The sequence below is a fragment of the Variovorax frigidus genome (assembly GCF_051216515.1).
Taxonomy (GTDB): Bacteria; Pseudomonadota; Gammaproteobacteria; order Burkholderiales; family Burkholderiaceae_C; genus Variovorax.
The window spans coordinates 195,128-219,643 of sequence record NZ_JBPJZF010000008.1; the positions used below are offsets into that span (position 1 = coordinate 195,128).

Genomic DNA, 24,516 nt, shown 5'->3' on the forward strand with positions numbered 1-24,516 from the left:
ACGTGTGAAGGAGCCGTCGCGAGCGCGCCGAGCCTGCCAAGGCTGGGGTCTGGAGCGGAGCCGCACTGCCGTGCCGTGAGCACCGCAGATGCGGGATCGGCGTGCGCAGCAGGCTCATTCGCACGCTCTCAGCTCAAGGCATGTTCCAGCAGCAGATCGACCTGCCGCCCCAGCGCACTGCCCGGTTCGACCAGCCGCTGCAGCAGGCTGAAATGGTCGGCGCCGGGCTCGAAGTGCAGCGCGGAGTGGTTGCCCATGGCCAGCCAGACCTCGTGCATGCGCCGGCTCTGCTCGCGCATCGCGGGCGTCTCGTCGGCCCCGGCGGCCAGCAGCAGCGGCGGGCCGTTCGACACCGCGCGGTAGAGCGGCGACGCGGCCATCGCGCTGTCGGCATCGAGCCGCAGGTTCTCGTTGAGCGAGGTCTGCGCCAGCGGCACGAGGTCGTAGAGACCGCTCAGCGCCAGCACGCCCGCCACTTCCACCGTGGGCAGACCGCGCGCCGCCCAGTCGGTGAGCCCCATCTCCATCGCCAGGTGCCCGCCGGCGGAATGGCCCGCAGCAATCAGGGGCAATGCGGCGTCGGCATGGGCGAGCACCGCCGGCATGGCGCTGCGCACGGTCTCGGTCAGCGCGGCCAGCGAGACGCCCGGGCACAGCGGGTAGTTGACCATCGCCACGTGCAGCCCGCGTTGCACCAGCGACGGCGCCACGAAGCGGAAGCCCGCCTTGTCGCGCCACTGCCAGTAGCCCGCGTGCAGGTACACCAGCACGCCCCGGGCGCGCGGCCCGGCGTCGAAGAAGTCGAAGGTGCAGCGTTCGCCGACACCGTAGTGCAGGTCGAGCGTGCACGGGCCCTGGCGCACCGCCTCGGCGCTGCTCTGCGCGAACTCGGCGAACAGCGCGGGAAAGCCCGGCCGGGCCTGGCCTTTCAGGTACTCGAATTCAGGATCGTCCATCGTCGGCCTCGGTGCTCGCATGGGCCACCACGCGGTCGATTCGGCGACCTTCGAGGGCCTTCACCTCGAAGGTCCAGCCCGCGCACTCGATGCGCTCGCCGACGATCGGCAACTGGCCCGACACCGCCATCAGCAGGCCGGCCACGGTGTTGTAGCGGCCGCGCTCTTCCTCGGGCAGTTCGCGGATTGCGAGCCGCGCGCGCAGCTCCGACACCGGCATCAGGCCGTCGAGCTCCCAGGCGCCGTCCTCGCGCTTGTGGGCCCAGGCGTCGGTGGTGGTGTTGGACTGCAGCTCGCCGGTGATGGCTTCGAGCAGGTCGCGTGGCGTCATCAGGCCCTGCACCACGCCGTACTCGTCGACCACGAACACCAGCCGCCCGGCGCGCATGCGGAACTGCTCGAGCAGCTCCATGCCGGTCAGCGTCTCGGGCACGAAGGAGGCCGGCTGCGCCACGCCCTCGATGGTGCCGTCGTGCTGCGGGCCGAGCCGCAGCAGGTGCGCCACGCTGATCACGCCCACCACGTCGTCGAGCGAGTTGCGGCAGACCGGGTACCAGGAATGCACCAGGTTGAGCGCGCCGGCGTCCGCCACCTTCTGCAGGCTGGAGGCCACGGTGTCGGTGGCGTCCAGCCATTCGATGTCGGCCCGCGGCACCATCAGCGAACTGAGGCGACGGTCGTCGAGGTGGAACACGTTGCGCACCATCTGGTGCTCGTGCATCTCGATCACGCCGGCATCCACGCCCTCCTCCAGGCTGGCGGAGATTTCTTCTTCCGTCACCGTGCGGGCGGCGTTGGAGTCGATGCGCAGCAGCTTCAGGATCATCGCGGTGGCGCCCGACAGCAGCAGCACGAAGGGCTTGGCGCCGGTGGCCAGCGCACGCATCGGCCGCGACACGAAACGCGCCACCGGCTCGGGGTAGAGCTGGCCGATGCGCTTGGGCACCAGCTCGCCGAAGATGATGGTGAAGAAGGTGATGCAGGTCACGACTGCCGCGGTCGAGGCGATGCTCGCCGTGCCGGCCCCCATGCCCACGCTTTCCATCCAGACCGCCAGCGGGGCCGCGAACGCGGCTTCGCCGACGATGCCGCTGAGCATGCCGATGGACGTGATGCCGATCTGCACGCTCGACAGGAACTGGGTCGGGTCCTGCATCAGCTTGAGCGCTGCGGCAGCGCCGGCATCCCCCGTTTCTGCGAATGCGGCGAGCCGTGCGCGACGGCTGGTGGAAAGGGCCATTTCGGACATTGCGAACAGCGCGTTGAGCGTGGTCAGCAAGGCCAGCAGGAAAACATCCATGAACGAAGGAGAGAATGGGGACATGGCACTTTACTTGATCGGCGACGTGCAGGGCTGCGATGAAGCCCTGGGCCGCCTGCTGCAGCGCATCGACTTCTCTCCCAGCCGCGACACGCTGGTCCTGTTGGGCGACCTGGTCAACCGCGGCCCGGCCTCGGCCCAGGTGCTGCGCCGGGTGCAGTCGCTGGGCGGCGCGGCCCGCAGCCTGCTGGGCAACCACGACCTGCACCTGCTGGGCGTGGCGCACGGCGCACGCAAATCGGGCCGCAAGGACACGCTCGACGGCGTGCTCGACGCGCCCGACCGCGACGCGCTGATCGACTGGCTGCGCCACCAGGCGATGGCGCTGCACCAGACCGTGGGCGGGCGCGACCTGCTGATGGTGCATGCCGGCGTGCTGCCGCAATGGAGCGTGGCGCAGACGCTGGTACTGGCCTCGGAGGTCGAGTCGGTGCTGCGCGGCCCGACGCTGGGCGAGTTCGTGCGCACCATGTACGGCAACGAGCCCGCGCAATGGAGCGACGCGCTGACCGGCACGGCGCGGCTGCGCGCCATCGTCAACGGGCTGACCCGGCTGCGCTTCTGTACCGCCGACGGCGTGATGGACTTCGACACCAAGGACAGCGCCGACGCCCCGCCGGCCGGCTTCATGCCCTGGTTCGAGGTGCCGCAGCGCCGCGCCGCGAACGCCACCGTCGCCTTCGGCCACTGGTCGACACTGGGCTGGATCGACCGGCCCGGCCTGCTCTCGACCGACACCGGCTGCGTCTGGGGCGGCTGCCTCAGCGCGGCACGCATCGGCGCCACGCTGGACGACATCGAGCACCTCGAGGTGCAGTGCGACCAGGCGCAGAAGCCGGGTTAGGGCCTGTGAACGCTATTTCCGGGGTCGCGAAGGCCTGCCATGGCGGGCCAATCAAGGCGCGTGACGCCGCGCGTGCTGAAGCACGCGCAAGGAACGCAACGCCGAGTGGCCCGTCATGGCGGGCCTTCCCGAAGGGTTGGCTGAGCCAGGGGCCGTCTGCGGCGTTGCCCACGCTTGCAAGGCTTCAGCCTTGCTGCGCGCGTGCGCCTTGCATCCAGCCCCTGGCTCAACCAACGCGATCCCCGGAAATAGCGCTCACAGGCCCTAGCCCGCGACCCCGAACCCGGTGTCGAAGGTCCCCTTCACATCCAGCCGCTGCTTGATCAGCCCGACCTGCAGGTAGAAGTCCGCCGTGGCCTGCTGGTCGGCGATGACCTGCGCGTCGATCGCCACCCACTTCTGCTGGCGGCGCTCGAACTGCAGTTTGGCCGCCTCGGGCGGGATGCCGATGATCCGGGCCAGCGCCGCCGAGTAGGCGTCGACGTTGTTGTACGACCAGTGCTGCGCCTTCACCACGCGCTGCAGGAAATCCTGCAGCACCGGCCGCTTGGTGGCGATGGCGCTGTCGGTGGCGGCGAGGTAGCTCAGGCCCGGCAGCAGGCCGCGCCCGCTCACCAGCACCCGCGCGTGCCTGCTCACCTCGGCCAGCGCGGTGTAGGGCTCCCAGGTGGCCCAGGCGTCGACCGAGCCCTGCGTGAGCGCCAGCTTGGCATCGGCGGGCGCCAGGAAGCGGATGTTCACGTCTTCGGGCTTCAGGCCGGCCGAGCCGATGGCCTTGAGCGCCACGTAGTGCCCGATCGAGCCGCGGTTGGTCGCGATGCTCTTGCCCTTGAGGTCGGCCGCGGTCTTGAGTGGCGAGTCGGGGCGCACGAGCACGGCCGTGCCGTAGGCGTCGGAACGGTTCGCGCCGATGGCCTTCACGCGCGTGCCCGCGGCCAGCGCGAAGATCAGCGGCGCATCGCCGATCGGTCCCGAATCGACCGCGCCCGCATTGAGCGCCTCGGCCAGCGGCGCGGCGGCCGGGAACTCCGACCACTGGATGTCGTAGCCGAGTCCTTCGAGTCCGCCCGCGGCCTCGAGCAGCGCACGCAGCCCGCCCTTCTGGTCGCCGGCCTTGAGCACCGGGCGGGCCTGTGCGTGCGAGGCGACGGCGGGCAAGGCCAGCGCCGCGGCGGTGCCGAGGGCCTGGGCCACGAACTGGCGGCGGGATGCGAAGGTCATGGTTTTTTCCTTGAGAGACGAGTGAATTCAGTGGACGAAGCCGCCCTTGACGAAGCGCACCGGCTGCGCGTCCATGCGGCGGATCAGCGCCTCCAGGCCGTCGGTGGGCGGTGACGCGTCGGCGGCGCGCGGCGCGAGTTCGGTGCGGCACAGCAGGTCGTCGTCGGACCAGCCCGCCTGCCCCGGTCGTCCGAGCGCGCGCAGCCAGCCGTCGCGGTCGGCGAGCAGTTCGGCGCCCGCCAGCGCAGCGCTGCCGGCGACCTGCGAGAACGCGGCCCAGGCGGCATCGCCCTCGAGCACGCAGCCCGCGCTCGGCCCGGCCGAGGCGGTGGGGCGCAGCCAGACCGTCACGAGACGCGGGTCCTCCAGGGGCGGCTCGCCCGCGGCCACGATGCGCACGCGCTGGCCGCGCCAGCTCGCGAGCGTGCGTGCCGGGCCGCCATCGCAGCGCACCGCAGCATCGGGCAGCGCCACCGGCAGCGCCCAGGCGCCGGTCGCGCGCAAGGTCTCGCCCGCGGCCTGCGCCTTCATGAAATCGATCAGGGCCCAGGCCTCGTCGTCGCGCAGCACGCCGCCGAAGGCCGGCATCGACGGTGCGCCATGGCGATCGCGCGTGCCGTTCAGCACATGCCACAGCAGGTCGCCGTCGGCGCGCCGCCACAGCAGCGGGCCGCTCAGGTTGGGCGGCCACACCGGCTGCGCCGCCGCGAGCGGCCCCTGCCCTCGCCCGTCGCTGCCGTGGCAGGCCAGGCAATGCTGCGCATACAGCGCACGGCCCTGCGCGATGGATTGCACCGTGAAGCCGCTGGGCGAGCGATGGAAGCTGCTCGGCGTGGCCGGCACCCAGACCACGTGCGCGTCGGGCCAGGGCGCGACGAGCAGCAGCAGGGGCACGGTGGCCAGCAAGTACCAGCGACGCCGGCGCCAGAAGATCGCCAGCAACAGCACGAGCCCGCACAGCACGAGCACCGCCACCGTCGAGCCCAGTCGCCGCGCCTGGCCCCCGTCGATCAGCAGGTTCTCGCCCGACAGCCGCCATGCCCAGGGCCATGCGGTCTGGCCATGGCTGGTGTCCGCCAAGCCCAGCCAGCCGAGCACGCGCAGGAGCGAGAGTTGCACCGAATGCAGCAACGTGATCAGGGCGTTGAGCCAGCCGCTCTCGATCACAGCGTCCACGGCTCGACCGACTCCCTCACCAGCTGGCGTCCAAACCGAGGTGCCGCAGCGCCTGATGGCGCAACTCGACCAACCGCGGATGATTGCGGTGCCGCGGGTACGGCAGGTCGACCACCAGTTCGGCCGCGATGCGCGCCGGGCGGTCGCTCAGCACGATCACGCGGTTGGCGAGGAACAGCGCCTCCTCCACGTCGTGCGTGACCAGCAGCGCCGAAAAGCCCGCGCGCTGCCAGAGCTTGACCAGCTCGCTCTGCATCGCGATGCGCGTGAGCGAATCGAGCTTGCCCAGCGGCTCGTCGAGCACCAGCAGCTGCGGGTCGTTGACCAACGCGCGCGCCAGTGCCACACGCTGCGCCATGCCGCCCGAGAGCTGGTGCGGAAAACTCTTCGCGAAGTCAGTCAGGCCCACCAGCGCCAGCGCATCGTCGACACGCGAACGCTGCGTCTTCCACAGGCCGCGCGCCTGCAGGCCCAGCGCCACGTTGTCCCGGACGTTGCGCCAGGGGTAGAGCGTCGGGTCCTGGAACACGACGATGCGCGACGGGTCGGGCCGGGTGATCGCTTCACCGTCCTGCGCGATGCGGCCCACGGTCGCGGGCTCGAGCCCGGCCACGAGGCGCAGCAGCGTCGACTTGCCGCAGCCGCTGGGCCCGAGCAGCGCGACGAACTCGCCGGGCTGCACGCGCAGATCGATGTGGTCGAGCACCTGCAGCACGCCGTCCTGCTGCTTGAACCAGTGGCTCACGCCCTCGATGTCGATGTGCGCGCCAGCCTTGGCGGGCGCACGCGTTGCCGATGCGGCGCCTACCATTTGACGGTCCCCTTCTGCCACGACAGCGCACGGTCGCGCACGGTGAACAGCAGCGTGATCAGGCCCGAGCACAGCACCGCCATCACCAGCAGCGCCGCGTACATGTTGGCGTAGGCGGCCCAGCCCTGGGCCCATTGCAGGTACCAGCCCAGGCCGGCCTTGACGCCCATCATCTCGGCCGTGACCAGCACCGAAAACGAAGCGCCCAGGCCCATGAACAGGCCCACGAAGACCTGCGGCAGCGCGGCCGGGATCGCCACCCGCCGCACCAGGAACCACTCCGACGCGCCCAGCGTCCGCGCCACGTCGTAGTAGCTCTTGTTCACCGAGGCCACGCCCGACCAGGTGAGCACCGCCACCGGGAAGAAGGTGGCGAGCCCGACCAGGAACACCGCCGCGGCGTAGCTCGAGGGCGCGAAGAAAAAGGCCAGCGGCAGCAGCGCCGACGCGGGCACCGGCCCGAGGAAGCGCAGCACCGGATGCACCCAGTAGCCCGCGATGCGCGACCAGCCGATCCACACGCCGGTGCCGAAGCCGACCAGCGCGCCCAGCACGAAGCCGTGCGCGAGCAGGCGCAGCGAATGCGCGGTCGAGAGGCCGAGCCGGGCCCAGTCCTCGTAGGCCACGTCGATCAGGCTCTGCGGCGGCGCGAAGAAGGGCGGCGGCAGCAGGCCCAGCTTGGCGGTCAGCACTTCCCACAGCGCGAGCAGCAGCGGCGCGGCGATCAGCCATTGGCCCGCGGGCCGCAACCGGCGGCCTGCCGCACCGGCGTGCGCGCCGAGCAGTGCCACGAGCAGCAGCACGACGCCCGCGACCAGCGCGGCCACGCCGAGTTCGGTGGTGAAGGTCCAGTCGTTGAAGCCCACTTCCTTGTTGGGCCAGTAGAGCGTGAGCGCGCCGAAGGCCAGCCAGGCGAGGGCCGCCACGATGCCGGTGCGCCAGAGGCCGGTGACGACGACGTCGTGCAGCGATGCGGGCACGGCCGCCGCGCGCGCGGGCTGCACCCGCGCAGCCGCAGGCGCAGGCCTGTCGATGCGACCGCCCAGAAGCTGTTCTGCCGTCGTCATAGGAGCACCTCCGTGCTGCGCACTGCGGTGCGAGCTTGCTTGGGGCGGCCCGGCGCGGCGCTCATGAGAGCACGTCCACCGCCACGTGATTCGCCAGCCGCGCCGGATCGGTCGAGGCCTTGAGCACGCCGACCGAGCGGAAGTCGCGCGCATAGAACTCGACCTCGTCGCGCAGGTTCTTGCCCACCGGATGGTGGCCGTGCGTGAGCGTGCCCAGCAGCGCCTGCAGGTCTTCGACCGGCACCTTGGGCGAGTACTTGGCGAACAGCTTGGCCGACTCGTTGGGGTTCTCGGCCACGAAGTCCGAGGCCTGCACGATCGAACGCACCAGCGCCGCCACCGTGGGCTTGTCCTTGCGCACCAGCTCGCCGCGCGCGCCGACGATGCAGCAGACCTTGTCCTTGTATTCGCCCGAGAGGTTCGACGCGAGTTCGACGTAGCGGCCCTTGTTGCGCTTCTCGATCAGGTAGAGCGTCGGGTCGCCGTCGGCGATGGCCTGGATCTCGCCCTTGTTGACCGCGATGTCGAGCAGGTCGGCCGGGTACTGCCGCCAGCTCACGTCCTTGTCGGCGTCGATGCCGTTCTTCTTGAGCAGGATCGAGAAGAAGTTCTTGCCCGGGCTCGCGATGTCCGACACGCCGATGGTCTTGCCCTTGAGCTTCTGCAGGTCGGTGATGCCGGCCTCCTTCACGCCCACCAGCCGCACGCAGCCGCCGTGCGAGCTGCCCACGATCTTCACGTCGAAGCCCGACTCCAGCGGCTTGAGCCAGCGGTGGATCATGCCGACCGCCGCATCGGCCTTGGCCGTGGCCAGCGACTCGAGCAACTGGTCTGTCGAGCCGGTGTAGTTGATCAGGTCCACCTGCAGGCCGTTCTTCTCGAAGAAGCCACGCTCCTGCGCCACCACCACCGGCGACAGGCAGAAGGCCGAGGCGTTCCAGGCGAAGGTGAGCTTGCGCGGCTGCGACCAGGCGCGCGAAGCGAGCAGACCGCTCGATGCGACCACGGCGGCGGCACCACCGGCACGCAGGACGCCGCGGCGTGAAAGGGATGTGTTCATGTGGATGGACCTCGCAGGGAAATGACAGGAGAAGTTCGGGCTCGGGCTCGACGGCGTCAACCAACGTCACGGCATCGACGGCTGCGGGCACCCACCCCTGCCCTCCCCCGACGGGGGAGGGAGAAGGAGAAAAATCAGGCGGCCTTGCGGGCCGACGCGATGCGTTGCGCCACCAGTTCGTGCGTGCGCGGGATCAGCGCGCGGCCGTAGTCGGCCGCGTCCTCCAGCGGGTCGAAACCGCGGATCAGGAAGGTGGTCACGCCCAGGTCGTAGTAGTCGAGCAGCGCATCGGCGACCTGCTCGGGCGTCCCCACCAGCGCGGTGCTGTTGGAGCGCCCGCCGATCTCTTCGGCCACCGCGGTCCAGAGCCGCTTGTCGACGCGCGAGCCCTGCGCGGCCGCGGCCAGCAGGCGCTTCGCGCCTTCGCTCTGCTGCGGTCCGCCGCGGTTGTAGCCCTGCACCACGCGCAGGCGTTTGGTCTCGGCGAGGATGGTCTCGGCACGCGCCCAGGCGGCCTCTTCGGTCTGCGCGAGGATCGGGCGGAACGACACCGAGAAGCGCACGCTGCGCCCGTGCTTCGCGGCCTCGGCACGCACGCGGGTGGTCAGCTCGCGGGCCTGGTCGAGCGACTCGCCCCACAGCGCATACACGTCGGCGTACCTTCCCGCGACCGGGATCGCCGCCGCCGACGCGCCGCCGAAGTACACCGGCACGTGCGGCCTGCCGTTGCGCGTCTGCACCGGCTTGACCTCCGAGAAGGTGCTCTGGAAGCGGTAGTGCGCGCCTTCGTGGTCGAAGGGTTTGTCGGCCTGCCACACCTTGTGCAGCACCTCGAGGTACTCGTCGGTGCGCGCATAGCGCTGGTCGTGGTCGAGCCAGTCGCCGTCGCGCTTCTGCTCGTCGTCGGAGCCGCCCGAGATGTAGTGCACTGCGAGCCGGCCGCCGCTGAACTGGTCGAGCGAGGCGAACTGCCGCGCGGCCAGCGTGGGCGACACGAAGCCGGGCCGGTGCGCGAGCATGAAGTGGATGCGCTCGGTGACCGAGGCGGCGTAGGCGACGGTCAGCGTCGCGTCGGGGCCGGTCGAATGGTGCGGCACCAGGATGCGGTCGAAGCCCGCGTTCTCGTGCGCCTGGGCGAAGGCCCGGACGTAATCGCGGTCGATCGCGGGACCGCTGGGTGCATGGACTTCCGAGACCTTCTGGCCCTGGATCATGCCGATGAATTCGATGGGACTGCGCATGGGATTTCCTTCGACGTGGACGTGCAAAGCGGAGATGCAGGACCGAGACCGTAAGCGCCGAGCGCGCGAAACCCAAGGAGGAAAAGCGTGTTTGGATATGCGCGAAACTTTGTTCGCGCTGCGGGGGCCCGGCTTTACCTTCGGTGCCATGAGCACCCATGCCCTGCAACGCCCCGCCCCTTCACCCGACACCGGCTTAGACGATGTGTTGCTGGCGCAACTCTCGGCGCGCTTCGCCGCGACCGCCGCCGACCACGACCGCTTCGGCGGCTTCCCGCACGACAACTTCGCCGCGCTGCAGCAGCACGGGCTGATCGCGCTGGTGGCGCCCACCGCCGTCGGCGGGGGCGGTGCGTCGCTGGGCACGGCACGGCGGGTGATCGCGGCCGTGGCGCGCGGCGAGCCCGCCACCGCGCTGATCCTCACCATGACCTACCTGCAGCACAACGCCATCGCGCGGGCCGACAGCCGCTGGCCGCGGCACCTGCGCGAGCGCGTGCTGCACGACGCGGTCCAGCGCGGTGCCCTCATGAATTCGCTGCGCGTGGAGCCGGCGCTGGGTTCGCCCGCACGGGGCGGGCTGCCCGGCACCGTGGCGCGCAGAGAGGGCGACGGCTGGGCCATCGACGGCCACAAGCTCTACACCACCGGCATCGAGGGTCTGCGCTGGCTGGCGGTCTGGGGCCGTACCGACGAGGCCGCGCCACGGGTCGGCACCTTCCTCGTGCCGCGCGATGCACCCGGCGTGCGCGTGATCGAGAGCTGGGACCACCTGGGCCTGCGCGCCTCCGGCAGCCACGAGGTGGTGTTCGAGAACGTGCGCATCCCGCTCGACCATGCGGTCGACCTGCGCGCGCCGGCCGACTGGGCGCCCGATGCCGGCAGCCAGACCGACATCGACGGCCACGCCACGCAGCAGGCGTGGATGGTGGTGCTGCTGGGCTCCCTCTACGACGCCGTCGCGCAGGCCGCGGCCGACTGGCTGGCCGGCTTCCTCAACGAACGCGCGCCGGGCAGCCTGGGCGCGCCGCTGGCGAGCCTGCCGCGCGTGCAGGAACAGGTGGGCGAGATCCGCGCGCTGCTGCGCAGCAACCGGGTGCTGCTCGACCATGCCGCGGCCGAGGTCGATGCCGGCCGCGCGCCCGGCGCAGTCGACAGCGGGCTGCTGAAATACACCGTGACGCGCGACGCGGTGCGCGCCGTGGAGATCGCGCTGCAGCTGTGCGGCAACCACGGCCTGAACCGCCGCAACCCGCTGGAGCGCCACTACCGCGACGTGCTCTGCAGCCGCATCCACACACCGCAGAACGACGCCATCCTGCTGGCCGCGGGCAAGGCTGCGCTGCGCACCGCGGCCTGACGGGCCGCCGAACGATCGACAATCCCTTTCCATGACCACTGCCAACGCCACGCTCACCCCCGCCGACGTCCGCCGCCACCTGCTCGCGCGCGACACCGAGATCGCGCTGATCGACCTGCGCGAGGAAGACCCCTTCGCCCAGGCGCACCCGCTGTGGGCCGCCAACCTGCCGCTGTCGCGCATCGAGATCGAGGCCTGGCGCCGGATCCCGCGGCGCGACACGCTGATCGTGCTGTACGGCGAACACGGCGGCATCGACCTCGCGCCCCAGGCCGCGAAGACCTTCGCCGCGCTGGGCTACACGAATGTCCACCGGCTCGAAGGCGGCCTCGAAGGCTGGCGCGCGGCCGGCGGCGAGCTGTTCCGCGACGTGAACGTGCCGAGCAAGTCCTTCGGCGAACTGGTCGAACACGAGCGGCACACGCCCTCGCTGTCGGCACCCGAAGTCAAGGCGCTGGTCGAGGCCCGGGCCAACGTGGTGGTGCTCGACGCGCGCCGCTTCGACGAATACCAGACCATGAGCATCCCCTCGGCCACCAGCGTGCCCGGCGCCGAGCTGGTGCTGCGCGTGCGCACGCTGGCGCCGGACCCGGCGACGCAGGTGATCGTGAACTGCGCGGGCCGCACGCGCAGCATCATCGGCACGCAGTCGCTGGTGAACGCGGGCATCCCCAACCCCGTGGCCGCGCTGCGCAACGGCACCATCGGCTGGAAGCTGGCCGGCCAGACGCTCGACCATGGCGCCGACCGCCGGGCGACGGCACCCCTGACCGACGCGCAGCGCGCACAAGCCCAGGCCGATGCGCGCCGCGTGGCCGACCAGGCCGGCGTGCGCCGCATCGCCCTGGCGACCCTGCCCACGCTGGAGGCGCCCGGACGCACCGTCTACCGCTTCGACGTGCGCACGCCCGAGGAGTACGCGGCCGGCCATCTGCCGGGCTTCGCCAGCGCGCCCGGCGGCCAGCTGGTGCAGGAGACCGACCACCAGGTGCCGGTGCGCGGCGCGCGCATCGTGCTGGCCGACGACGACGGCGTGCGCGCTTCGATGAGCGCCTCCTGGCTCGCGCAGATGGGCTGGGAGGTCTATGTGCCCGATGCCCTGCCCGAGGCCGCGGCATTCAGCGAGAAGGCCGCGCCCTCGCCCGCCTGGCCACCGGTGGCCGCCGTGGTGCAGGAGATCACGCCGGCCGAGCTCGCGGCGCTGCTGAAGCAGCCCTCTGGCATTGCCGTGATCGACGTGACGACCAGCGCCAACCATGTGAAGCGGCACATCCCGGGCGCCTGGTGGGCGATCCGCGCGCAGCTCGCGGATGCGCTGGAAGTGATCCCGGCCGCGAAGCGCTACGTGCTGACCTGCGGCAGCAGCCTGCTCGCACGCTATGCCGCAGCCGATCTGCGCGCACTGTTCGATGCGCGCGGGCAGGCCGATGTCGAAGTGCAGGTGCTGGCAGGCGGCAACACCGCCTGGTTCGCCGCCGGCTTCGCCGGCGAGAGCGGCGAGACGCATCTGGCAACCCCGCGCACCGACCGCTACCGCCGGCCCTACGAAGGCACCGATGCGCCGGCCGAGGCCATGCAGGCCTACCTGGATTGGGAATTCGGCCTGGTCGCGCAGCTGGGGCGCGACGGCACGCACCACTTCCAGGTGATCTGAAAATGAAAACGGGCCCCGAGGGGCCCGTTCCTATCGCTGCGCCGAAGCGGGCGCTCAGCTCGTCTCGGCGCTCTTGAACAGCGCTGCGACCTTGCGCTTGGGCTTGATGTTGCTCGAGATGCCACGCGCAGGCGCGGCCTTGGCGGCGGCTTCCCAGGCGGGGGTGGCGTCGGGCTCGCCCGGTTCGTAGGGCTTGTCGAAGAACGGGTCGCGCGAAGCCGAGCGGTGCGGACGGCCGCCGGCAGGGCCGCGCGCGGGGACGCTGCTGCGCACATCGGGGCGTTGTTCGCGCGGGGCATCGAGCTTGTCGAGCACATCGCGTGCGTCGCCGGCCTCGCCCTCTTCGCGCCAATGGCGGCGGCCGTCGTTGATGCGGCCGCGCGGAAGGTCTTCCTCGTACTCCATGGCCTCGAGCTCGATCGGCTTCTTGATCAGCTTCTCGATGTCGGCCACCAGGCGTGCGTCGTTGCCGCCGCTGGCGAAGCTCACGGCCAGGCCGGAAGCGCCGGCACGGCCGGTGCGGCCGATGCGGTGCACGTAGTCTTCGGCGTTGAACGGGATGTCGAAGTTGAACACCGCCGGCACGTCCTTGATGTCCAGGCCGCGGGCCGCGACGTCGGTGCACACCAGCAGGTCGACTTCGCCCTTCTTGAAGGCCTCGAGCGCCTTCAGGCGTTCGTCCTGGCTCTTGTCGCCGTGGAGCGCGGTGGTCTTGAGACCCTCGCGTTCGAGCGAGCGCGCCAGCCGGGCGCAACCCAGCTTGCTGTTCACGAAGACGAAGGCCTGCGTGATGCCGCGCTGGCGGACGATCTGCTTGAGCGCACGGCGCTTGTCGTCGTCGCCCACGCTGAAGAAGCGCTGTTCGACGGTCGATGCGGTTTCGTTGGGGCGCGCGACCTCGATCGTGATCGGGTCCTGCAGGTAGCTGCCGGCCAGACGCTTGATTTCGGGCGAGAAGGTGGCCGAGAACAGCAGCGTGATGCGCTTCTTGGGCAGGTAGCTCAGGATGCGCTGCAGATCGGGCAGGAAGCCGATGTCGAGCATCCGGTCGGCCTCGTCGAGCACCACGTACTCGACCTGGTTGAGCACCGCGTTCTTGGCCTCGATGTGGTCCAGCAGCCGGCCGGGCGTGGCGACCAGCACTTCGACGCCTTTCTTGAGCTCCAGCGTCTGGGGCTTCATGTCCATGCCGCCGAACACCACCGCGCAGCGCAGGTTGGTGTACTTGGCATAGAGCTTGACCTGCTGGGCGACCTGGTCGGCCAGTTCACGCGTCGGCAACAGCACCAGCGCCCGGACCGGATGGCGCGCGGGAGAGGTCGAACTGTTTTCGTGCTTGAGCATGCGCTGCAGCAGGGGCAGCGAGAAGGCGGCCGTCTTGCCGGTGCCGGTCTGGGCGGCACCCATCACGTCCTGACCCGACAGCACCACCGGAATGGCCTGTTCCTGGATCGGAGTCATGGTCTCGTAGCCCATTTCGGCTACGGCGCGCGCCAGCGGTTCTGCCAGCGAAAGATTGGAGAAGGAGCTTGTCATGAAGCCCGCTATTGTCGCACCGCGGCAAAAAACGGCGATGACAACGCGGAAAAGCGGCTTTCCGAGCCCCTCGGGTGGCGCGAAAACCACGCGCCGGGGCGCTTACAGTCTTTACAACTGCTTGGCTGCGAAGGTGTCGCAGGCCTGCATGTTGCCCGTCTTGTAGCCGTTGCCGAACCAGCGCTGACGCTGGGCGCTGGTGCCGTGCGTGAAGCTGTCGGGCACCACCGCCCGGCCGGCCGAGCGCTGGAGTGCGTCGTCGCCGATCTTCTGCGCCGCGTTCATGGCCGCCTCGATGTCGCCCGGGTCCAGCCATTGCTTGGACTGCTGCGACCGGTTGGCCCAGACGCCCGCGAAGCAGTCGGCCTGGAGTTCTACCCGCACGCTGAGGGCGTTGTTCTGGGCCTGGCTCAGACGCCCGCGCATGCCATCGACCTTGGCCGTGATGCCGAGTTCGTCCTGCACGTGGTGGCCGACCTCGTGCGCGATCACGTAGGCCTGGGCGAATTCGCCGGGCGCACCGAGGTCGCGCTTGAGCGTGTCGAAGAAGCCGAGGTCGATGTAGACCTTCTTGTCGCCGGGGCAATAGAAGGGGCCCATGGCCGACTGGCCGGTGCCGCAGGCCGTGGGCGTGGCGCCCCGGAACAGCACCAGCCGCGGCGCCGTGTAGCTGCCGCCGTTCTGCTGGAAGGCCGCGGTCCAGACGACCTCGGTGTTTTTGAGCACGGTCGAGACGAAGGCCGCTTCGCGGTCCTCGGGCGGCGGCTTCTGGGCCGGGCCTTGCTGCTGCACCTGGGGGGCGGATTCGCCGCCGCTGAGCAGGCCCAGCACGGTGAGCGGGTTGATGCCGAAGATCCAGCCGGCAATCAGCGCGACCGCGACCGTGCCGATGCCGACGCTGCGGCCCCCGATCGGGAAACCACCGCCGCCTCCACCCCCGCTACCGCGACGGTCCTCGACGTTGTCCGACTGTTCGTTGCCTTCCCACTTCATCGCGCTCTCCTTCGCCGATGCATGACGGCGACGCCCGGATCGTACGCGTTCAACGGGCCGAAACGTAACTGACGCTCACCACGCCGGCCGGGGCGGCGGCGCGCTGCGACGCGGTCGGCGACCGCTGCATGTTCGACGCGGTCGTGCCCTGGCGTTCGGCCGCGTAGAACTGGGCGGCCTTCTCCACCTGCGAACGGGTCAGCGACACCATCCAGACGATCTGGACCAGCACGACACTGAACAGGACGGCGAGCAGCAGCCAACGGTAGGGGCTCTGTTCACGAAGGGCGGTCGACTTGCGCATGGGGGACTCCGTCACCGCGGGCACAGCGCGGCCGGGTGCGATATTGCCGCGCCGAAGCCCTCGGCCCACGGGCGTCGGAGCGCAAACGGCTGTAGGACCGCAGCGGCCCCGTGCCTCAGGCTTTGGGAAGGGTCACGCCGCGCTGGCCCTGGTACTTGCCGCCGCGGTCCTTGTAGCTGACCTCGCAGACCTCGTCGCTCTCGAAGAACAGCACCTGCGCGCAGCCTTCGCCCGCGTAGATCTTGGCCGGCAGCGGCGTGGTGTTGCTGAACTCCAGCGTCACGTAGCCTTCCCACTCGGGCTCGAAGGGCGTGACGTTGACGATGATCCCGCAGCGCGCGTAGGTGCTCTTGCCCAGGCAGATGGTCAGCACGTTGCGCGGGATCCGGAAGTACTCGACGGTGCGCGCCAGCGCGAAGCTGTTGGGCGGGATGATGCAGTAGTCGCCATGCATGTCGACGAAGCTCTTCTCGTCGAAGTTCTTCGGGTCGACCACGGTGCTGTGAATGTTGGTGAAGACCTTGAATTCGGGCGCGCAGCGGATGTCGTAGCCGTAGCTCGAGGTGCCGTAGCTGATGATCTTCTGACCCGCGGCCTCGCGCACCTGGCCCGGCTCGAAAGGCTCGATCATGCCGTTCTGCTCGGCCATGCGCCGGATCCACTTGTCGCTCTTGATAGACATAAAAACACCCCCAGTCTTCGCGCACTTCGTGTCGCTTCGCCAACCCCCTCAAGGGGGCAACACCAGCGGCCCGGCAAAGCCGGTTCCGCGGCGTTTCCCGAAGGGACCTCGCTGCGCTCGCTGGGGCGGCGATTGTGGCACGACGGATCGCGTGCCCCGATCAGCCCGCCTGCGAAATCACCGTGCGCTCGATCAACCGGTCGTCGCCCAGCACGATCATCGCGAACAGCAGCTCCTCGAGGTTCTGCGCCAGCCCGGTCTTGCGCGCGAGCAGCGGCGTGGCCCGGGGGTCGATCACCACGAAGTCCGCCTCGCAGCCCGGCTGCAGGTTGCCGATGGTGCCGGCCAGGCCCAGCGCTTCGGCCGCGCCGCCGGTGTGGCGCCACCAGAGTTCGGACGGCGCGATGCTGATGCCGGGCTTGGTCTGCCCCTCGCGGCCCACGTAGTACGCGGCCATCATGGTGGTGAACGGGCTGAAGCTGGTGCCGCCGCCCACGTCGCTGGCCAGGCCGTAGCGGTAGCCGATGCGGTCGGCGCCCTCGAAATCGAAGAAGCCGCTGCCCAGGAACAGGTTGCTGGTCGGGCTCACCGCGGTGGCGGTGCGGGTGTCGCGCATCAGTTGCCGGTCGGCGTCGTCGAAATGGATGCAGTGCGCATAGACCGCGCGCTCGCGCATCAGGCCGAAGCCGTTGTAGACCTCGAGGTAGGAGCGCGCATGCGGGAACAGCTCGCGCGCCCACTTCACCTCGTCCTTGTTTTCCGCCACGTGCGAGTGGACCCAGGTGTCGGGATAGCGCGCGGCCAGTTCGCCCGCGCCGCGAAGCTGCGCGTCGGTGCTGGTGGGCGCGAAACGCGGCGTGATGGCATAGCCCAGCCGGTCGACGCCGTGCCATTGCCGGATCAGGTCTTCGGTGTCGACCAGGCTTTGCACCGTGTCGTCGCGCACGCCGTCGGGCGAGTGGCGGTCCTGCAGCACCTTGCCGGTGATCATGCGCAGTTGGCGCCGCTGCGCCGAGGCGAAGAAGGCCTGCACGGAAGGCACGTGCGAGGTCGCGAAGGCCAGCGCCGTGGTCACGCCGTTGCGCAGCAGCTCGTCGAAGAAGACCTCGGCCACCGCGGCCGAATGGGCCGGGTCGGCGAAGCGGCTCTCGGCCGGGAAGGTGTAGTTCTCCAGCCAGGGCAGCAGGCCGTCGGCGGGCGCGCCGATGATGTCGGTCTGCGGGAAATGGATGTGCATGTCGATGAAGCCCGGCGCCAGGATGCGGCCAGGCCAGTGCGTGACCGCCACATCGGGATGGCGCGGCGCCAGCGTCGCATGGCTGCCGGCGTCGAGCACGCGCTGGCGGCCCTGGGCATCGGGCGCGACGACCAGGAGGCCGTCTTCGTCGTACAGGGGGCGACCGTGGTCGTCGAAGCGCAGGAGGGCGGCGCGGTAGGCTCTTTTCATCGTGGCCGAAGCCTAGCGCAAGACGTGCCGGCGCCAATCCGCCCTCGCGTATAGCGGCTATCGGGCGACACGCCCCTGCACGCCCTCGACCAGCCAGTTCATCTTGAGGATCTGTTCGTCGCTCAGTTGCGTGCCCTTCGCGATGACGACGTGGCCGTCGTTGTCGCGCACATCGGCCGCCACCGCAGCGAAGGGCCGCAGCTTGCCCGCGGCGATGTCCTTCTGCCGCGCCAGCACCTCGTCCTGCACCACTCGGGGCACCTTGGGGCCGAAGTCGCCCACGCGGATCATTCCCTCCTTCACGCCGCCCCAGACGTTGCCGGTCTTCCAGCTGCCGTCGAGCACGGCGCGCGCGCGCTGCGTGTAGTAGCCGCCCCACTGGTGCGTGACCGCGACGATCTGCGCATCGGGCGCGACCTTGCGCATGTCGGAGTGATAGGCCACGGCCATCTTGCCGCGCTCCTGCGCCGCCGCCATCACGGCCGTCGAGCCGGTGTGGAAGGCGATCACGTCGGCGTCCTGGTTGAACAGCGTCATGGCCGCGTCGCGCTCCTTGGGCGGGTCGAACCAGACGTCCAGCCACACCACCTTGACCTGCGCCTTCGGGTCGACCGAGCGCATGCCCCGCGTGAAGGCGTTGATGCCCTGCAGCACCTCGGGGATCGGGAAGCCTGCGACATAGCCAGCCACGTGCGTCTTCGTCATGCGTCCGGCCGCCACACCGGCCAGGTAGCGGCCCTCGTAGTAGCGCGCGTTGGCGGTGGCGACGTTGGGCGTGGTCTTGTAGCCGGTGATCGACTCGAACTTCACGTCCGGGAAATCCTTCGCGACCTTCTGCGTCGGCTCCATGTAGCCGAAGCTGGGCGTGAAGATCAGCTTGTTGCCCTGCTGGGCCAGGTCGCGGATCACCCGCTCGGCATCGGCACCTTCGGGCACGTTCTCGACGAAGGTGGTCTGCACCTTGGCGCCCAGCGCGGCCTCGACGGCTTTGCGGCCCTGGTCGTGCTGGTAGACCCAGCCCGCGTCGGCCAGCGGCGCGACGTAGACGAAGCCGATCTTGAGCGGCGGTGCTGCGGGTGCGGCAGGCGCGGTGCTCGGTTGAGAAAAGGCGGGAGACGAAAAGCAACAGGCAGCCGCGAGCGCGGCCACGAGGTTTTTGTACATGGTGTTCCTCTACATGGCCCCGGTGAATGAAAAACGCGTTGCAGCCGGGACGCCTGCAACGCGGGGCAGTATTTTAAGCGACCGTCAGCGCCCCGCCTTTGCCTGGCGCAGGTTGTCCTTCAAATGCTGCGGCACGCGCTCGTCGAAGCCCAGCGCCACGCGGCGCACCTCGGACGTATCGGTGGGCGCATGGCCCACGCCCAGCACGCTGGCGCGCGGCGCGTCGACGGCCACCACCGTGCCTTCGACCCGGCCGATGCCGGTGATCTCGCAGGCCACCACGTCGCCCGCATCGACCGAGCGCGAATGGCAGGGCGTGCCCATGAGGATCACGTCGCCCGGCACCAGCGTGATGTGGCGCGCGATGTCGGCGATCACGTAGTGCGGGCCCCAGATCGTCTCGTCGCCGATGTTCGCCTCCTGCACCACCCGGCCGTTGACCGTGGTGCGCAGGGTCTGCGCGAACAGGTCGACGCCGCGCACGATGCCGGGCCCGATGGGCAGCAAGGTGTCGGCACCCTTCACGCGCAGCATCGAGCCCTGGTCGGTGTCGCGGAAATCCTGCAGGCCCATGTCGAGCGCGGGGCAGAAGCCTTCGATGAAGTCCCAGGCCTCGTCGGGCGTCACGTTGCGGCAGGTCCTGCCGATCACCACCGCGTACTCGCCCTCGTAGTTGAGGTACTTCACGTCGGCCGGCTTGAGGATCTGGCCGCCGTGGCCGTTGAGCGCCGTCGGCGGCTTGGTGAAGTAGGTCGGCGTCTCGCTGGGCTTGGGCTTGTTGCGCGTCTCGTGGCTGCGCGAGCTGTACGAGATGTGGACCGCGATGATCTTGCTGGGCGACACCGGCGGCAGGCAGTGCTGGCCCTCGGCCTCGAGCAGCCGGCCATCGTCGAGCCGCAGCCGGCCGGCTTCGGCGCCCTCCTCCACCACCGTGCCCCAGAAGGCGCTGCCGCCCACCAGCACGCGGCGGCGCTCGACGCGCGGGCCGCGCATCACGGCGGGCAGTTCGTTGAATGGAAATTCGAAGTTCATGGCGTCCCCTGAAACCACATGTGGATGTTGCCTGTGCCACGGGCGTTTTCATACACGGAAAGCGTCTCGCCCGGCGTGCGGCACTGCGCCCCACCCATCGCCCCCAGCATCTGCAGGTAGTGCGCGCCGAAGGCCTCCCAGGGCAGGCGGCGGTACTCGGTGTCCCAGCGTTCGAGGATCTGGTCGTGCCGGCCCTGGCGCAGCAGCTCGATCGCGCCCTTGTCGCTCGCGATGTTCTCGGGCCGCGACACGTTGCTCTCGTGAAAGATGCGCGGATGGTTGGGCTTCCAGTCGATGCCGTTGAACTTGTGGCTCAGCGCACCCGATGCAATGAGCAGCACGCGCAGGTCGCTGCGCACGATCGCCTCGCCGATGGCCTCGCCCGATTTCAGGAAGTGCGGCCACTCGCAGTTCTGGCACGAGCTCACCGTGACCACCGGCAGCGCCGGCTCCTCGAAGCGCAGGTGCTTCACGAGGTTGATGGTCGGGTACTGCCGGCCCAGGTCCGGGTGCGCGATCACGCGGTTGTAGCCGCCGCGCTCGCGCGACGCCGTCTCGATGGCCTGCGCCAGCGCCGGATGGCCGCGGTAGTCGTAGGGCACGCCGTGCAGGTACCAGGGCATCTCGTCGGAGGTGTACATGCCGCTGTACTGCCGGCCGCCGTCGACCAGGTGGTAGCCGGTGGTGAACCAGTGGGTGTCGAAGATCACCGCCACGTCGGGCTTCACCTCCGCGATCTTCGCGCGCAGTCGGGCGTAGCCGGCGATCAGGTCCGAGTCCTCGCCCGCGCCCTGGAGCCGGCGGAATTCCTCGCACTGCATCAGGCCCGGGTGGTGCGAGACCAGCGCGGCGCCAACGATCGTCCCCATGTTTTTTTCCTTTTCAACGGTGGCTGAAACTGGCCTTGAACGGCTTCTTCGGGACCACCACGTCCTTGACGTCGCAGAAGAACTCGAAACTCCAGTCGCCGCCCTCGCGGCCCACGCCGCTGCGCTTGATGCCGCCGAAAGGCGCGGCCAGATCGCGGATGCCGAAGCTGTTGACCCAGATGAAGCCGGTGCGCACGCGCTGCGCCACCTCGGTCGCGTGCGCGGTCTCGCCGTAGCAGACGCCGCCCAGGCCGTAGTCGGTGCCGTTGGCCAGTGCGATGGCCTCCTCGTCGTCGGCAAAGGTCTGCAAGGTGAGCACCGGACCGAAGACCTCGTTCTGCACGATCTCGTCGCCCTGCTTCAGGCCGGTGAGCATCGTGGGCTGGTAGTACTGCGCGCCGAAGCCGTGCTTCGCGCCGCCCCACAGCAGCGTCGCGCCGCCGGCCACCGCACGCTCGACGAAGCCCGCCACGCGCTCGACCTGGCGCGGATGGATGATCGGCCCGACCTCGGTCGCCTCCTCGCGCGGATCGCCGACCGTGAGCTTCTCCACATGCGCGCGCATCGCGGCCACGAAGGCCTCGGCCACCTTCTCGTGCACCAGGAAGCGCGTGCCCGCGAGGCAGACCTGGCCCGCGTTGCGGTACATCAGCGCGCCGGTGGCGGCGGCGCCGTCGAGGTCGGCATCTTCCAGCACGATGAAGGGGCTCTTGCCGCCCAGTTCGAGGCTGCAGGGCACGAGGTTGGCACCGGCCGCCTGCGCGATGGTCCTGGCGGTGGGCACGGAGCCGGTGAAGGACACGCGTGCGATGCGTGCATCGGCCACCAGCGCGGCACCGGTGCGCGCGCCCGTGCCCTGCACCACGTTGAACACGCCCGGCGGCAGGCCGGCCGCGTGCGCGGCATCGGCCAGCAGCGAGCAGGTCAGCGGCGCCCACTCCGGCGGCTTGAGGATGCAGGTGTTGCCGGCCGCGAGCGCGGGCCCGAGCTTCCAGGTCGAGAGCATCAGCGGCGCGTTCCAGGGCGTGATGATCACCACCACGCCGGCCGGGTCGTGGCGCACGATGTGCCGCGCCTGCTCGGTGTCGATGGGGCGGTCCTGCAGCGTGAGCGCGTGCTGCGCGAACCAGCGGATGTTGAGCATGGCGCGCGGCACCACGCCATGGCGCATGCGCGAGAGCAGCACACCGGCGTCGTTGCTCTCGAGCACGCAGAAAGCCTCGGCACGCTTGCCGATCTCCTCGGCGAAGCGGTCGAGCAGCGGCTGGCGCTCGGCCGCCGTCAGTGCGCTCCAGGCCGGGAAGGCCTTCTGTGCGGCGGCGATCGCGGCTTCCACATGCGCGTCCGTGCCCTCGGCGATGCGGCCCAGCAGGTGCTGGTCGATCGGGCTGTGCAGGTCGAAATGCTGATCCGACGGCACGCGGCGGCCGTCGATGTAATGGTCGGGGGACACGGCGATGCCGGCCACGTCGAGGGTTGTCATGGGAAAGCCTTGTTCGGGTTAAACAAACCGCACGGAGATCGAACCCAGCGGGCCGTAGTCCGCATGGAACACGTCGCCCGCCGCACAGGGCACGGGCCGCGTGAACGAGCCGCCGAGCACGATCTCGCCGGCGTCCAGGCCCTGGTCGAAGGCCGCGAGCTTGCTGGCCAGCCAGGCGACGCCGTTGGCCGGGTGGTTGAGCACCGCGGCGCCCAGGCCCGACTCCTCGATCACGCCGTTCTTGAACAGCAGCGCGCCGGCCCAGCGCCAGTCGACCGCGTCGGGCCGCATCGGCCGGCCGCCCAGCACGATCGCCGCGTTGGCCGCGTTGTCGGCGATGGTGTCGAGCACCTTGCGCGGCGCCTTCGTCTCGCGGTCGAACTGCTCGATGCGCGCGTCGATGAGTTCCAGCGCGGGCACCACGTAGTCGGTGGCGTTGAGCACGTCGAACAGCGTCACGCCCGGGCCCTTGAGCGGCTTCGCGAGGATGAAGGCGAACTCGGTCTCGAAGCGCGGCACGATGAAACGGCTCGCTTCCACCTCGGCGCCGTCGCGCAGCAGCATGTCGTCGAGCAGCGTGCCGTAGTCGGGCTCGGTGATCTGCGAGGCGAGCTGCATCGCGCGCGAGGTCAGGCCGATCTTGTGGCCGATCACGCGGCGGCCTTCGGCCAGGCACAGCTTCATCCACTCGGCCTGGATCGCGTAGCTGTCCTCGATGGTCATCGCGGGATGGCGGCGCGAGAACTGTTCGAGCTGCACGCGGCTGCGTTGCGACTGCTGCAGTTCGCGCGCCAGCGCGGCGTGGATCGACGCATCGAGCATGGGGTGTCTCCGTCTTGTGGTTCAGGGTGCGGGCCATGAGTTTCCGCCGCGCCCGGCCCGCTCACAAGCAATGGTTTTGGAGGCATTCGCAACCATGGGTTGATAATCGCCCCATGTCCTTGTCCCGCGTCAGCCTGCGCCAGCTCGAAGCCTTTGCCGGCGTGGCCGAGCTGCACAGCTTCAGCGCCGCGGCCGAGCGTCTGGGCCTGAGCGCGCAGGCCGTGAGCCAGCTGGTGGCCGAGCTCGAATCGATCCTGGGCTTCCGGGTGTTCGACCGCACCACGCGGCGCGTCGAGCTGTCGAGCGCGGGCCGCGATTTCCTGCCCTCGGCCGAGACGGTGCTGCGCCACCTCGATGCGGCCGAGCGCGCGGCCGACGACGTGCGCCACCGCGCCGCCGGCGTGGTGCGCATCGGTGCCCCGCTCGCGCTCGCCAGCACCGCCCTGCCCGCCGCGATCCGCGACTACGCGCGGGAACGCCCCAAGGTGGTGGTGCGCATCCGCGACCTGCCGGTGGACCAGCTGGTCGACAGCGTGGCCGCGGGCGACGTCGACCTGGCCGTCGGGCCCGATCGCCCCGTGGGCGCCGAGGTGCAACGCAGCCCGCTGTTCGACAGCCCCTGGGTGCTCTGGTGCCCGCCCGCACATCCGCTCGCGAAGCGCCGCCGCGTGCGCTGGCAGGACCTGCGCGACCAGCCGCTGGTGGCCGCGGGCCACGACCACGAACGCAGCGTGGCGCAGATGCGGCTCAACGTGCCCGAAGGCGCACGCGTCGGGCCGGTCGACGTGGTGGACCACATCACGACCGCCATGGGCATCGCCGCGCAGGGCCTGGCGGTCACGCTGGCCCCCGCCTATGTGCAGACGCTGGCATCGCACTTCGGACTCGTGATGCGGCGCGTGGTCGAGCCCGAGACCATCCGCTCGGTCTGCCTGTACCAGGCGCAGGGGCGGCACCTGTCGCCGGCCGCGCAGGGCTTCGGCGAGCACCTCGCGCAATGGCTGCCCCGCTGGCATGCCGAAGGCGCCGCCAAGGGCCCGCGTGGCTGAAGCATTCAGTTGCAGCCGGGGGGCCGGATGCTGGCAACCTCGGGGCCTCATGGAAAAAAGAAATCTCTTTCAACGGAACGCAGCCGCCTGGCGATGCCTGGGGCTCGCGGCCTCGCTGCTCGCCGGCGCCGCCCACGCGCAGAACAACACCGGCGCGAGCTGCGAAACCTTGCGCGCGCAGATCGAATCGCGCATCGCCGCGGCAGGCGTCGCACAGTTCAGCGTGACCACGGTCGACGCCAACGCCCCCGCGAAGGGCAAGGTCGTGGGCAGCTGCGAACTGGGCTCGAAGAAGATCGTTTACGAAGTGACGAATGCCAACGCGCCTTCGCAGGGCCAGGTCGCGCCCAAGCCCCGCGGCCCGGCCATCGTCACCGAATGCCGCGATGGCTCGGTCTCGATGGGCGGCGACTGCCGCAAGTAG

23 protein-coding genes are annotated in these 24,516 nt (G+C 70.1%); 5 read left to right on the forward strand and 18 right to left on the reverse strand.

Annotated elements, in window-relative coordinates; genetic code table 11:
- Nucleotides 1–128: 128 nt before the first annotated feature.
- A complete protein-coding gene (locus ACSFBC_RS24140) occupies nucleotides 129–956 on the reverse strand; it encodes an alpha/beta hydrolase (protein ID WP_435512867.1) in 828 nt (275 codons plus the stop codon).
- Nucleotides 943–2,256: a hemolysin family protein gene (locus ACSFBC_RS24145; RefSeq protein ID WP_435512966.1), complete on the reverse strand. Its 1,314-nt coding sequence runs from the start codon at nucleotides 2,254–2,256 to the stop codon at nucleotides 943–945. The genes ACSFBC_RS24140 and ACSFBC_RS24145 overlap by 14 nt, the downstream gene beginning before the upstream one ends.
- Before the next feature lie 22 nt (nucleotides 2,257–2,278).
- Between ACSFBC_RS24145 and ACSFBC_RS24150 the strand changes: the two genes are divergently transcribed.
- On the forward strand, nucleotides 2,279–3,121 hold the full coding sequence (locus ACSFBC_RS24150; RefSeq protein ID WP_435512868.1) for a symmetrical bis(5'-nucleosyl)-tetraphosphatase: 843 nt from the start codon (nucleotides 2,279–2,281) through the stop codon (nucleotides 3,119–3,121).
- Between the two features lie 264 nt (nucleotides 3,122–3,385).
- Here the strand turns inward: ACSFBC_RS24150 and ACSFBC_RS24155 are convergent, their stop codons facing one another.
- The 6 genes from ACSFBC_RS24155 to ACSFBC_RS24180 form a co-directional block, all read right to left on the reverse strand.
- The gene (locus tag ACSFBC_RS24155; protein ID WP_435512869.1) at nucleotides 3,386–4,342 is read right to left on the reverse strand and encodes an ABC transporter substrate-binding protein; all 957 of its coding nucleotides are present in this window, start codon (nucleotides 4,340–4,342) and stop codon (nucleotides 3,386–3,388) included.
- 27 nt (nucleotides 4,343–4,369) lie between these two features.
- Nucleotides 4,370–5,518, reverse strand: coding sequence for a c-type cytochrome (locus ACSFBC_RS24160; protein ID WP_435512870.1), 1,149 nt, complete (start codon nucleotides 5,516–5,518; stop codon nucleotides 4,370–4,372).
- A 16-nt stretch (nucleotides 5,519–5,534) separates the two neighbouring features.
- Nucleotides 5,535–6,329, reverse strand: a complete 795-nt coding sequence (locus tag ACSFBC_RS24165; RefSeq protein WP_435512871.1) for an ABC transporter ATP-binding protein — start codon at nucleotides 6,327–6,329, stop codon at nucleotides 5,535–5,537.
- Entirely contained in the window at nucleotides 6,323–7,396 is a 1,074-nt protein-coding gene (locus ACSFBC_RS24170; protein ID WP_435512872.1) for an ABC transporter permease, read from the reverse strand. The genes ACSFBC_RS24165 and ACSFBC_RS24170 overlap by 7 nt, the downstream gene beginning before the upstream one ends.
- 61 nt (nucleotides 7,397–7,457) lie before the next feature.
- On the reverse strand, nucleotides 7,458–8,456 hold the full coding sequence (locus tag ACSFBC_RS24175) for an ABC transporter substrate-binding protein (protein WP_435512873.1): 999 nt from the start codon (nucleotides 8,454–8,456) through the stop codon (nucleotides 7,458–7,460).
- A gap of 134 nt (nucleotides 8,457–8,590) precedes the next feature.
- A complete protein-coding gene (locus ACSFBC_RS24180) occupies nucleotides 8,591–9,697 on the reverse strand; it encodes an LLM class flavin-dependent oxidoreductase (protein ID WP_435512874.1) in 1,107 nt (368 codons plus the stop codon).
- A gap of 148 nt (nucleotides 9,698–9,845) precedes the next feature.
- Here ACSFBC_RS24180 and ACSFBC_RS24185 point away from each other — a divergent pair, with 148 nt between their 5' ends.
- Together ACSFBC_RS24185 and ACSFBC_RS24190 are read left to right on the forward strand one after the other, a co-directional pair.
- A complete protein-coding gene (locus ACSFBC_RS24185) occupies nucleotides 9,846–11,057 on the forward strand; it encodes an acyl-CoA dehydrogenase family protein (protein WP_435512875.1) in 1,212 nt (403 codons plus the stop codon).
- 31 nt (nucleotides 11,058–11,088) lie between these two features.
- Nucleotides 11,089–12,711 carry a rhodanese-related sulfurtransferase gene (locus ACSFBC_RS24190; RefSeq protein ID WP_435512876.1) on the forward strand — a complete coding sequence of 541 codons (1,623 nt, stop codon included), beginning with the start codon at nucleotides 11,089–11,091 and terminating at the stop codon, nucleotides 12,709–12,711.
- Nucleotides 12,712–12,765: 54 nt separating this feature from the next.
- Here ACSFBC_RS24190 and ACSFBC_RS24195 read toward each other — a convergent pair whose 3' ends face one another.
- From ACSFBC_RS24195 to hpaH, 10 genes are all read right to left on the reverse strand, one after another.
- Nucleotides 12,766–14,247, reverse strand: a complete 1,482-nt coding sequence (locus tag ACSFBC_RS24195) for a DEAD/DEAH box helicase (RefSeq protein ID WP_435512877.1) — start codon at nucleotides 14,245–14,247, stop codon at nucleotides 12,766–12,768.
- Nucleotides 14,248–14,358: 111 nt separating this feature from the next.
- Nucleotides 14,359–15,240, reverse strand: coding sequence for a KPN_02809 family neutral zinc metallopeptidase (ypfJ, locus tag ACSFBC_RS24200; protein ID WP_435512878.1), 882 nt, complete (start codon nucleotides 15,238–15,240; stop codon nucleotides 14,359–14,361).
- Between the two features lie 49 nt (nucleotides 15,241–15,289).
- The gene (locus ACSFBC_RS24205) at nucleotides 15,290–15,544 is read right to left on the reverse strand and encodes a hypothetical protein (RefSeq protein WP_435512879.1); all 255 of its coding nucleotides are present in this window, start codon (nucleotides 15,542–15,544) and stop codon (nucleotides 15,290–15,292) included.
- Nucleotides 15,545–15,659: 115 nt separating this feature from the next.
- Entirely contained in the window at nucleotides 15,660–16,226 is a 567-nt protein-coding gene (dcd, locus tag ACSFBC_RS24210) for a dCTP deaminase (protein ID WP_435512880.1), read from the reverse strand.
- Between the two features lie 160 nt (nucleotides 16,227–16,386).
- Entirely contained in the window at nucleotides 16,387–17,673 is a 1,287-nt protein-coding gene (gene guaD, locus ACSFBC_RS24215; RefSeq protein WP_435512881.1) for a guanine deaminase, read from the reverse strand.
- Nucleotides 17,674–17,730: 57 nt separating this feature from the next.
- Nucleotides 17,731–18,837, reverse strand: a complete 1,107-nt coding sequence (locus ACSFBC_RS24220) for a BMP family ABC transporter substrate-binding protein (protein ID WP_435512882.1) — start codon at nucleotides 18,835–18,837, stop codon at nucleotides 17,731–17,733.
- An 84-nt stretch (nucleotides 18,838–18,921) separates the two neighbouring features.
- A complete protein-coding gene (locus ACSFBC_RS24225; RefSeq protein ID WP_435512883.1) occupies nucleotides 18,922–19,869 on the reverse strand; it encodes a fumarylacetoacetate hydrolase family protein in 948 nt (315 codons plus the stop codon).
- On the reverse strand, nucleotides 19,866–20,738 hold the full coding sequence (locus ACSFBC_RS24230; protein WP_435512884.1) for a DODA-type extradiol aromatic ring-opening family dioxygenase: 873 nt from the start codon (nucleotides 20,736–20,738) through the stop codon (nucleotides 19,866–19,868). The genes ACSFBC_RS24225 and ACSFBC_RS24230 overlap by 4 nt, the downstream gene beginning before the upstream one ends.
- A 13-nt stretch (nucleotides 20,739–20,751) precedes the next feature.
- Nucleotides 20,752–22,221, reverse strand: coding sequence for an aldehyde dehydrogenase family protein (locus ACSFBC_RS24235; RefSeq protein ID WP_435512885.1), 1,470 nt, complete (start codon nucleotides 22,219–22,221; stop codon nucleotides 20,752–20,754).
- Nucleotides 22,222–22,239: 18 nt separating this feature from the next.
- On the reverse strand, nucleotides 22,240–23,043 hold the full coding sequence (gene hpaH / locus ACSFBC_RS24240; RefSeq protein ID WP_435512886.1) for a 2-oxo-hept-4-ene-1,7-dioate hydratase: 804 nt from the start codon (nucleotides 23,041–23,043) through the stop codon (nucleotides 22,240–22,242).
- A 113-nt stretch (nucleotides 23,044–23,156) separates the two neighbouring features.
- On the opposite strand from hpaH, the gene ACSFBC_RS24245 reads away from it, so the two are divergent.
- Both ACSFBC_RS24245 and ACSFBC_RS24250 read left to right on the forward strand, forming a co-directional pair.
- Nucleotides 23,157–24,092: a LysR family transcriptional regulator gene (locus tag ACSFBC_RS24245; RefSeq protein WP_435512887.1), complete on the forward strand. Its 936-nt coding sequence runs from the start codon at nucleotides 23,157–23,159 to the stop codon at nucleotides 24,090–24,092.
- Nucleotides 24,093–24,141: 49 nt separating this feature from the next.
- On the forward strand, nucleotides 24,142–24,516 hold the full coding sequence (locus ACSFBC_RS24250; RefSeq protein ID WP_435512888.1) for a DUF1161 domain-containing protein: 375 nt from the start codon (nucleotides 24,142–24,144) through the stop codon (nucleotides 24,514–24,516).

Bases quoted from the DNA above. Each gene is read 5' to 3' on its own strand.
- ACSFBC_RS24225 (WP_435512883.1), bottom strand. From the start codon at position 19,869: ATGAACTTCGAATTTCCATTCAACGAACTGCCCGCCGTGATGCGCGGC.
- ACSFBC_RS24180 (WP_435512874.1), bottom strand. From the start codon at position 9,697: ATGCGCAGTCCCATCGAATTCATCGGCATGATCCAGGGCCAGAAGGTC.
- ACSFBC_RS24235 (WP_435512885.1), bottom strand. From the start codon at position 22,221: ATGACAACCCTCGACGTGGCCGGCATCGCCGTGTCCCCCGACCATTAC.
- ACSFBC_RS24175 (WP_435512873.1), bottom strand. From the start codon at position 8,456: ATGAACACATCCCTTTCACGCCGCGGCGTCCTGCGTGCCGGTGGTGCC.
- dcd (WP_435512880.1), bottom strand. From the start codon at position 16,226: ATGTCTATCAAGAGCGACAAGTGGATCCGGCGCATGGCCGAGCAGAAC.
- guaD (WP_435512881.1), bottom strand. From the start codon at position 17,673: ATGAAAAGAGCCTACCGCGCCGCCCTCCTGCGCTTCGACGACCACGGT.
- ACSFBC_RS24145 (WP_435512966.1), bottom strand. From the start codon at position 2,256: ATGGATGTTTTCCTGCTGGCCTTGCTGACCACGCTCAACGCGCTGTTC.
- ACSFBC_RS24140 (WP_435512867.1), bottom strand. From the start codon at position 956: ATGGACGATCCTGAATTCGAGTACCTGAAAGGCCAGGCCCGGCCGGGC.
- ACSFBC_RS24230 (WP_435512884.1), bottom strand. From the start codon at position 20,738: ATGGGGACGATCGTTGGCGCCGCGCTGGTCTCGCACCACCCGGGCCTG.
- ACSFBC_RS24195 (WP_435512877.1), bottom strand. From the start codon at position 14,247: ATGACAAGCTCCTTCTCCAATCTTTCGCTGGCAGAACCGCTGGCGCGC.
- ypfJ (WP_435512878.1), bottom strand. From the start codon at position 15,240: ATGAAGTGGGAAGGCAACGAACAGTCGGACAACGTCGAGGACCGTCGC.
- ACSFBC_RS24190 (WP_435512876.1), top strand. From the start codon at position 11,089: ATGACCACTGCCAACGCCACGCTCACCCCCGCCGACGTCCGCCGCCAC.
- ACSFBC_RS24155 (WP_435512869.1), bottom strand. From the start codon at position 4,342: ATGACCTTCGCATCCCGCCGCCAGTTCGTGGCCCAGGCCCTCGGCACC.
- ACSFBC_RS24220 (WP_435512882.1), bottom strand. From the start codon at position 18,837: ATGTACAAAAACCTCGTGGCCGCGCTCGCGGCTGCCTGTTGCTTTTCG.
- ACSFBC_RS24245 (WP_435512887.1), top strand. From the start codon at position 23,157: ATGTCCTTGTCCCGCGTCAGCCTGCGCCAGCTCGAAGCCTTTGCCGGC.
- ACSFBC_RS24150 (WP_435512868.1), top strand. From the start codon at position 2,279: ATGGCACTTTACTTGATCGGCGACGTGCAGGGCTGCGATGAAGCCCTG.
- ACSFBC_RS24250 (WP_435512888.1), top strand. From the start codon at position 24,142: ATGGAAAAAAGAAATCTCTTTCAACGGAACGCAGCCGCCTGGCGATGC.
- ACSFBC_RS24185 (WP_435512875.1), top strand. From the start codon at position 9,846: ATGAGCACCCATGCCCTGCAACGCCCCGCCCCTTCACCCGACACCGGC.
- hpaH (WP_435512886.1), bottom strand. From the start codon at position 23,043: ATGCTCGATGCGTCGATCCACGCCGCGCTGGCGCGCGAACTGCAGCAG.
- ACSFBC_RS24170 (WP_435512872.1), bottom strand. From the start codon at position 7,396: ATGACGACGGCAGAACAGCTTCTGGGCGGTCGCATCGACAGGCCTGCG.
- ACSFBC_RS24165 (WP_435512871.1), bottom strand. From the start codon at position 6,329: ATGGTAGGCGCCGCATCGGCAACGCGTGCGCCCGCCAAGGCTGGCGCG.
- ACSFBC_RS24205 (WP_435512879.1), bottom strand. From the start codon at position 15,544: ATGCGCAAGTCGACCGCCCTTCGTGAACAGAGCCCCTACCGTTGGCTG.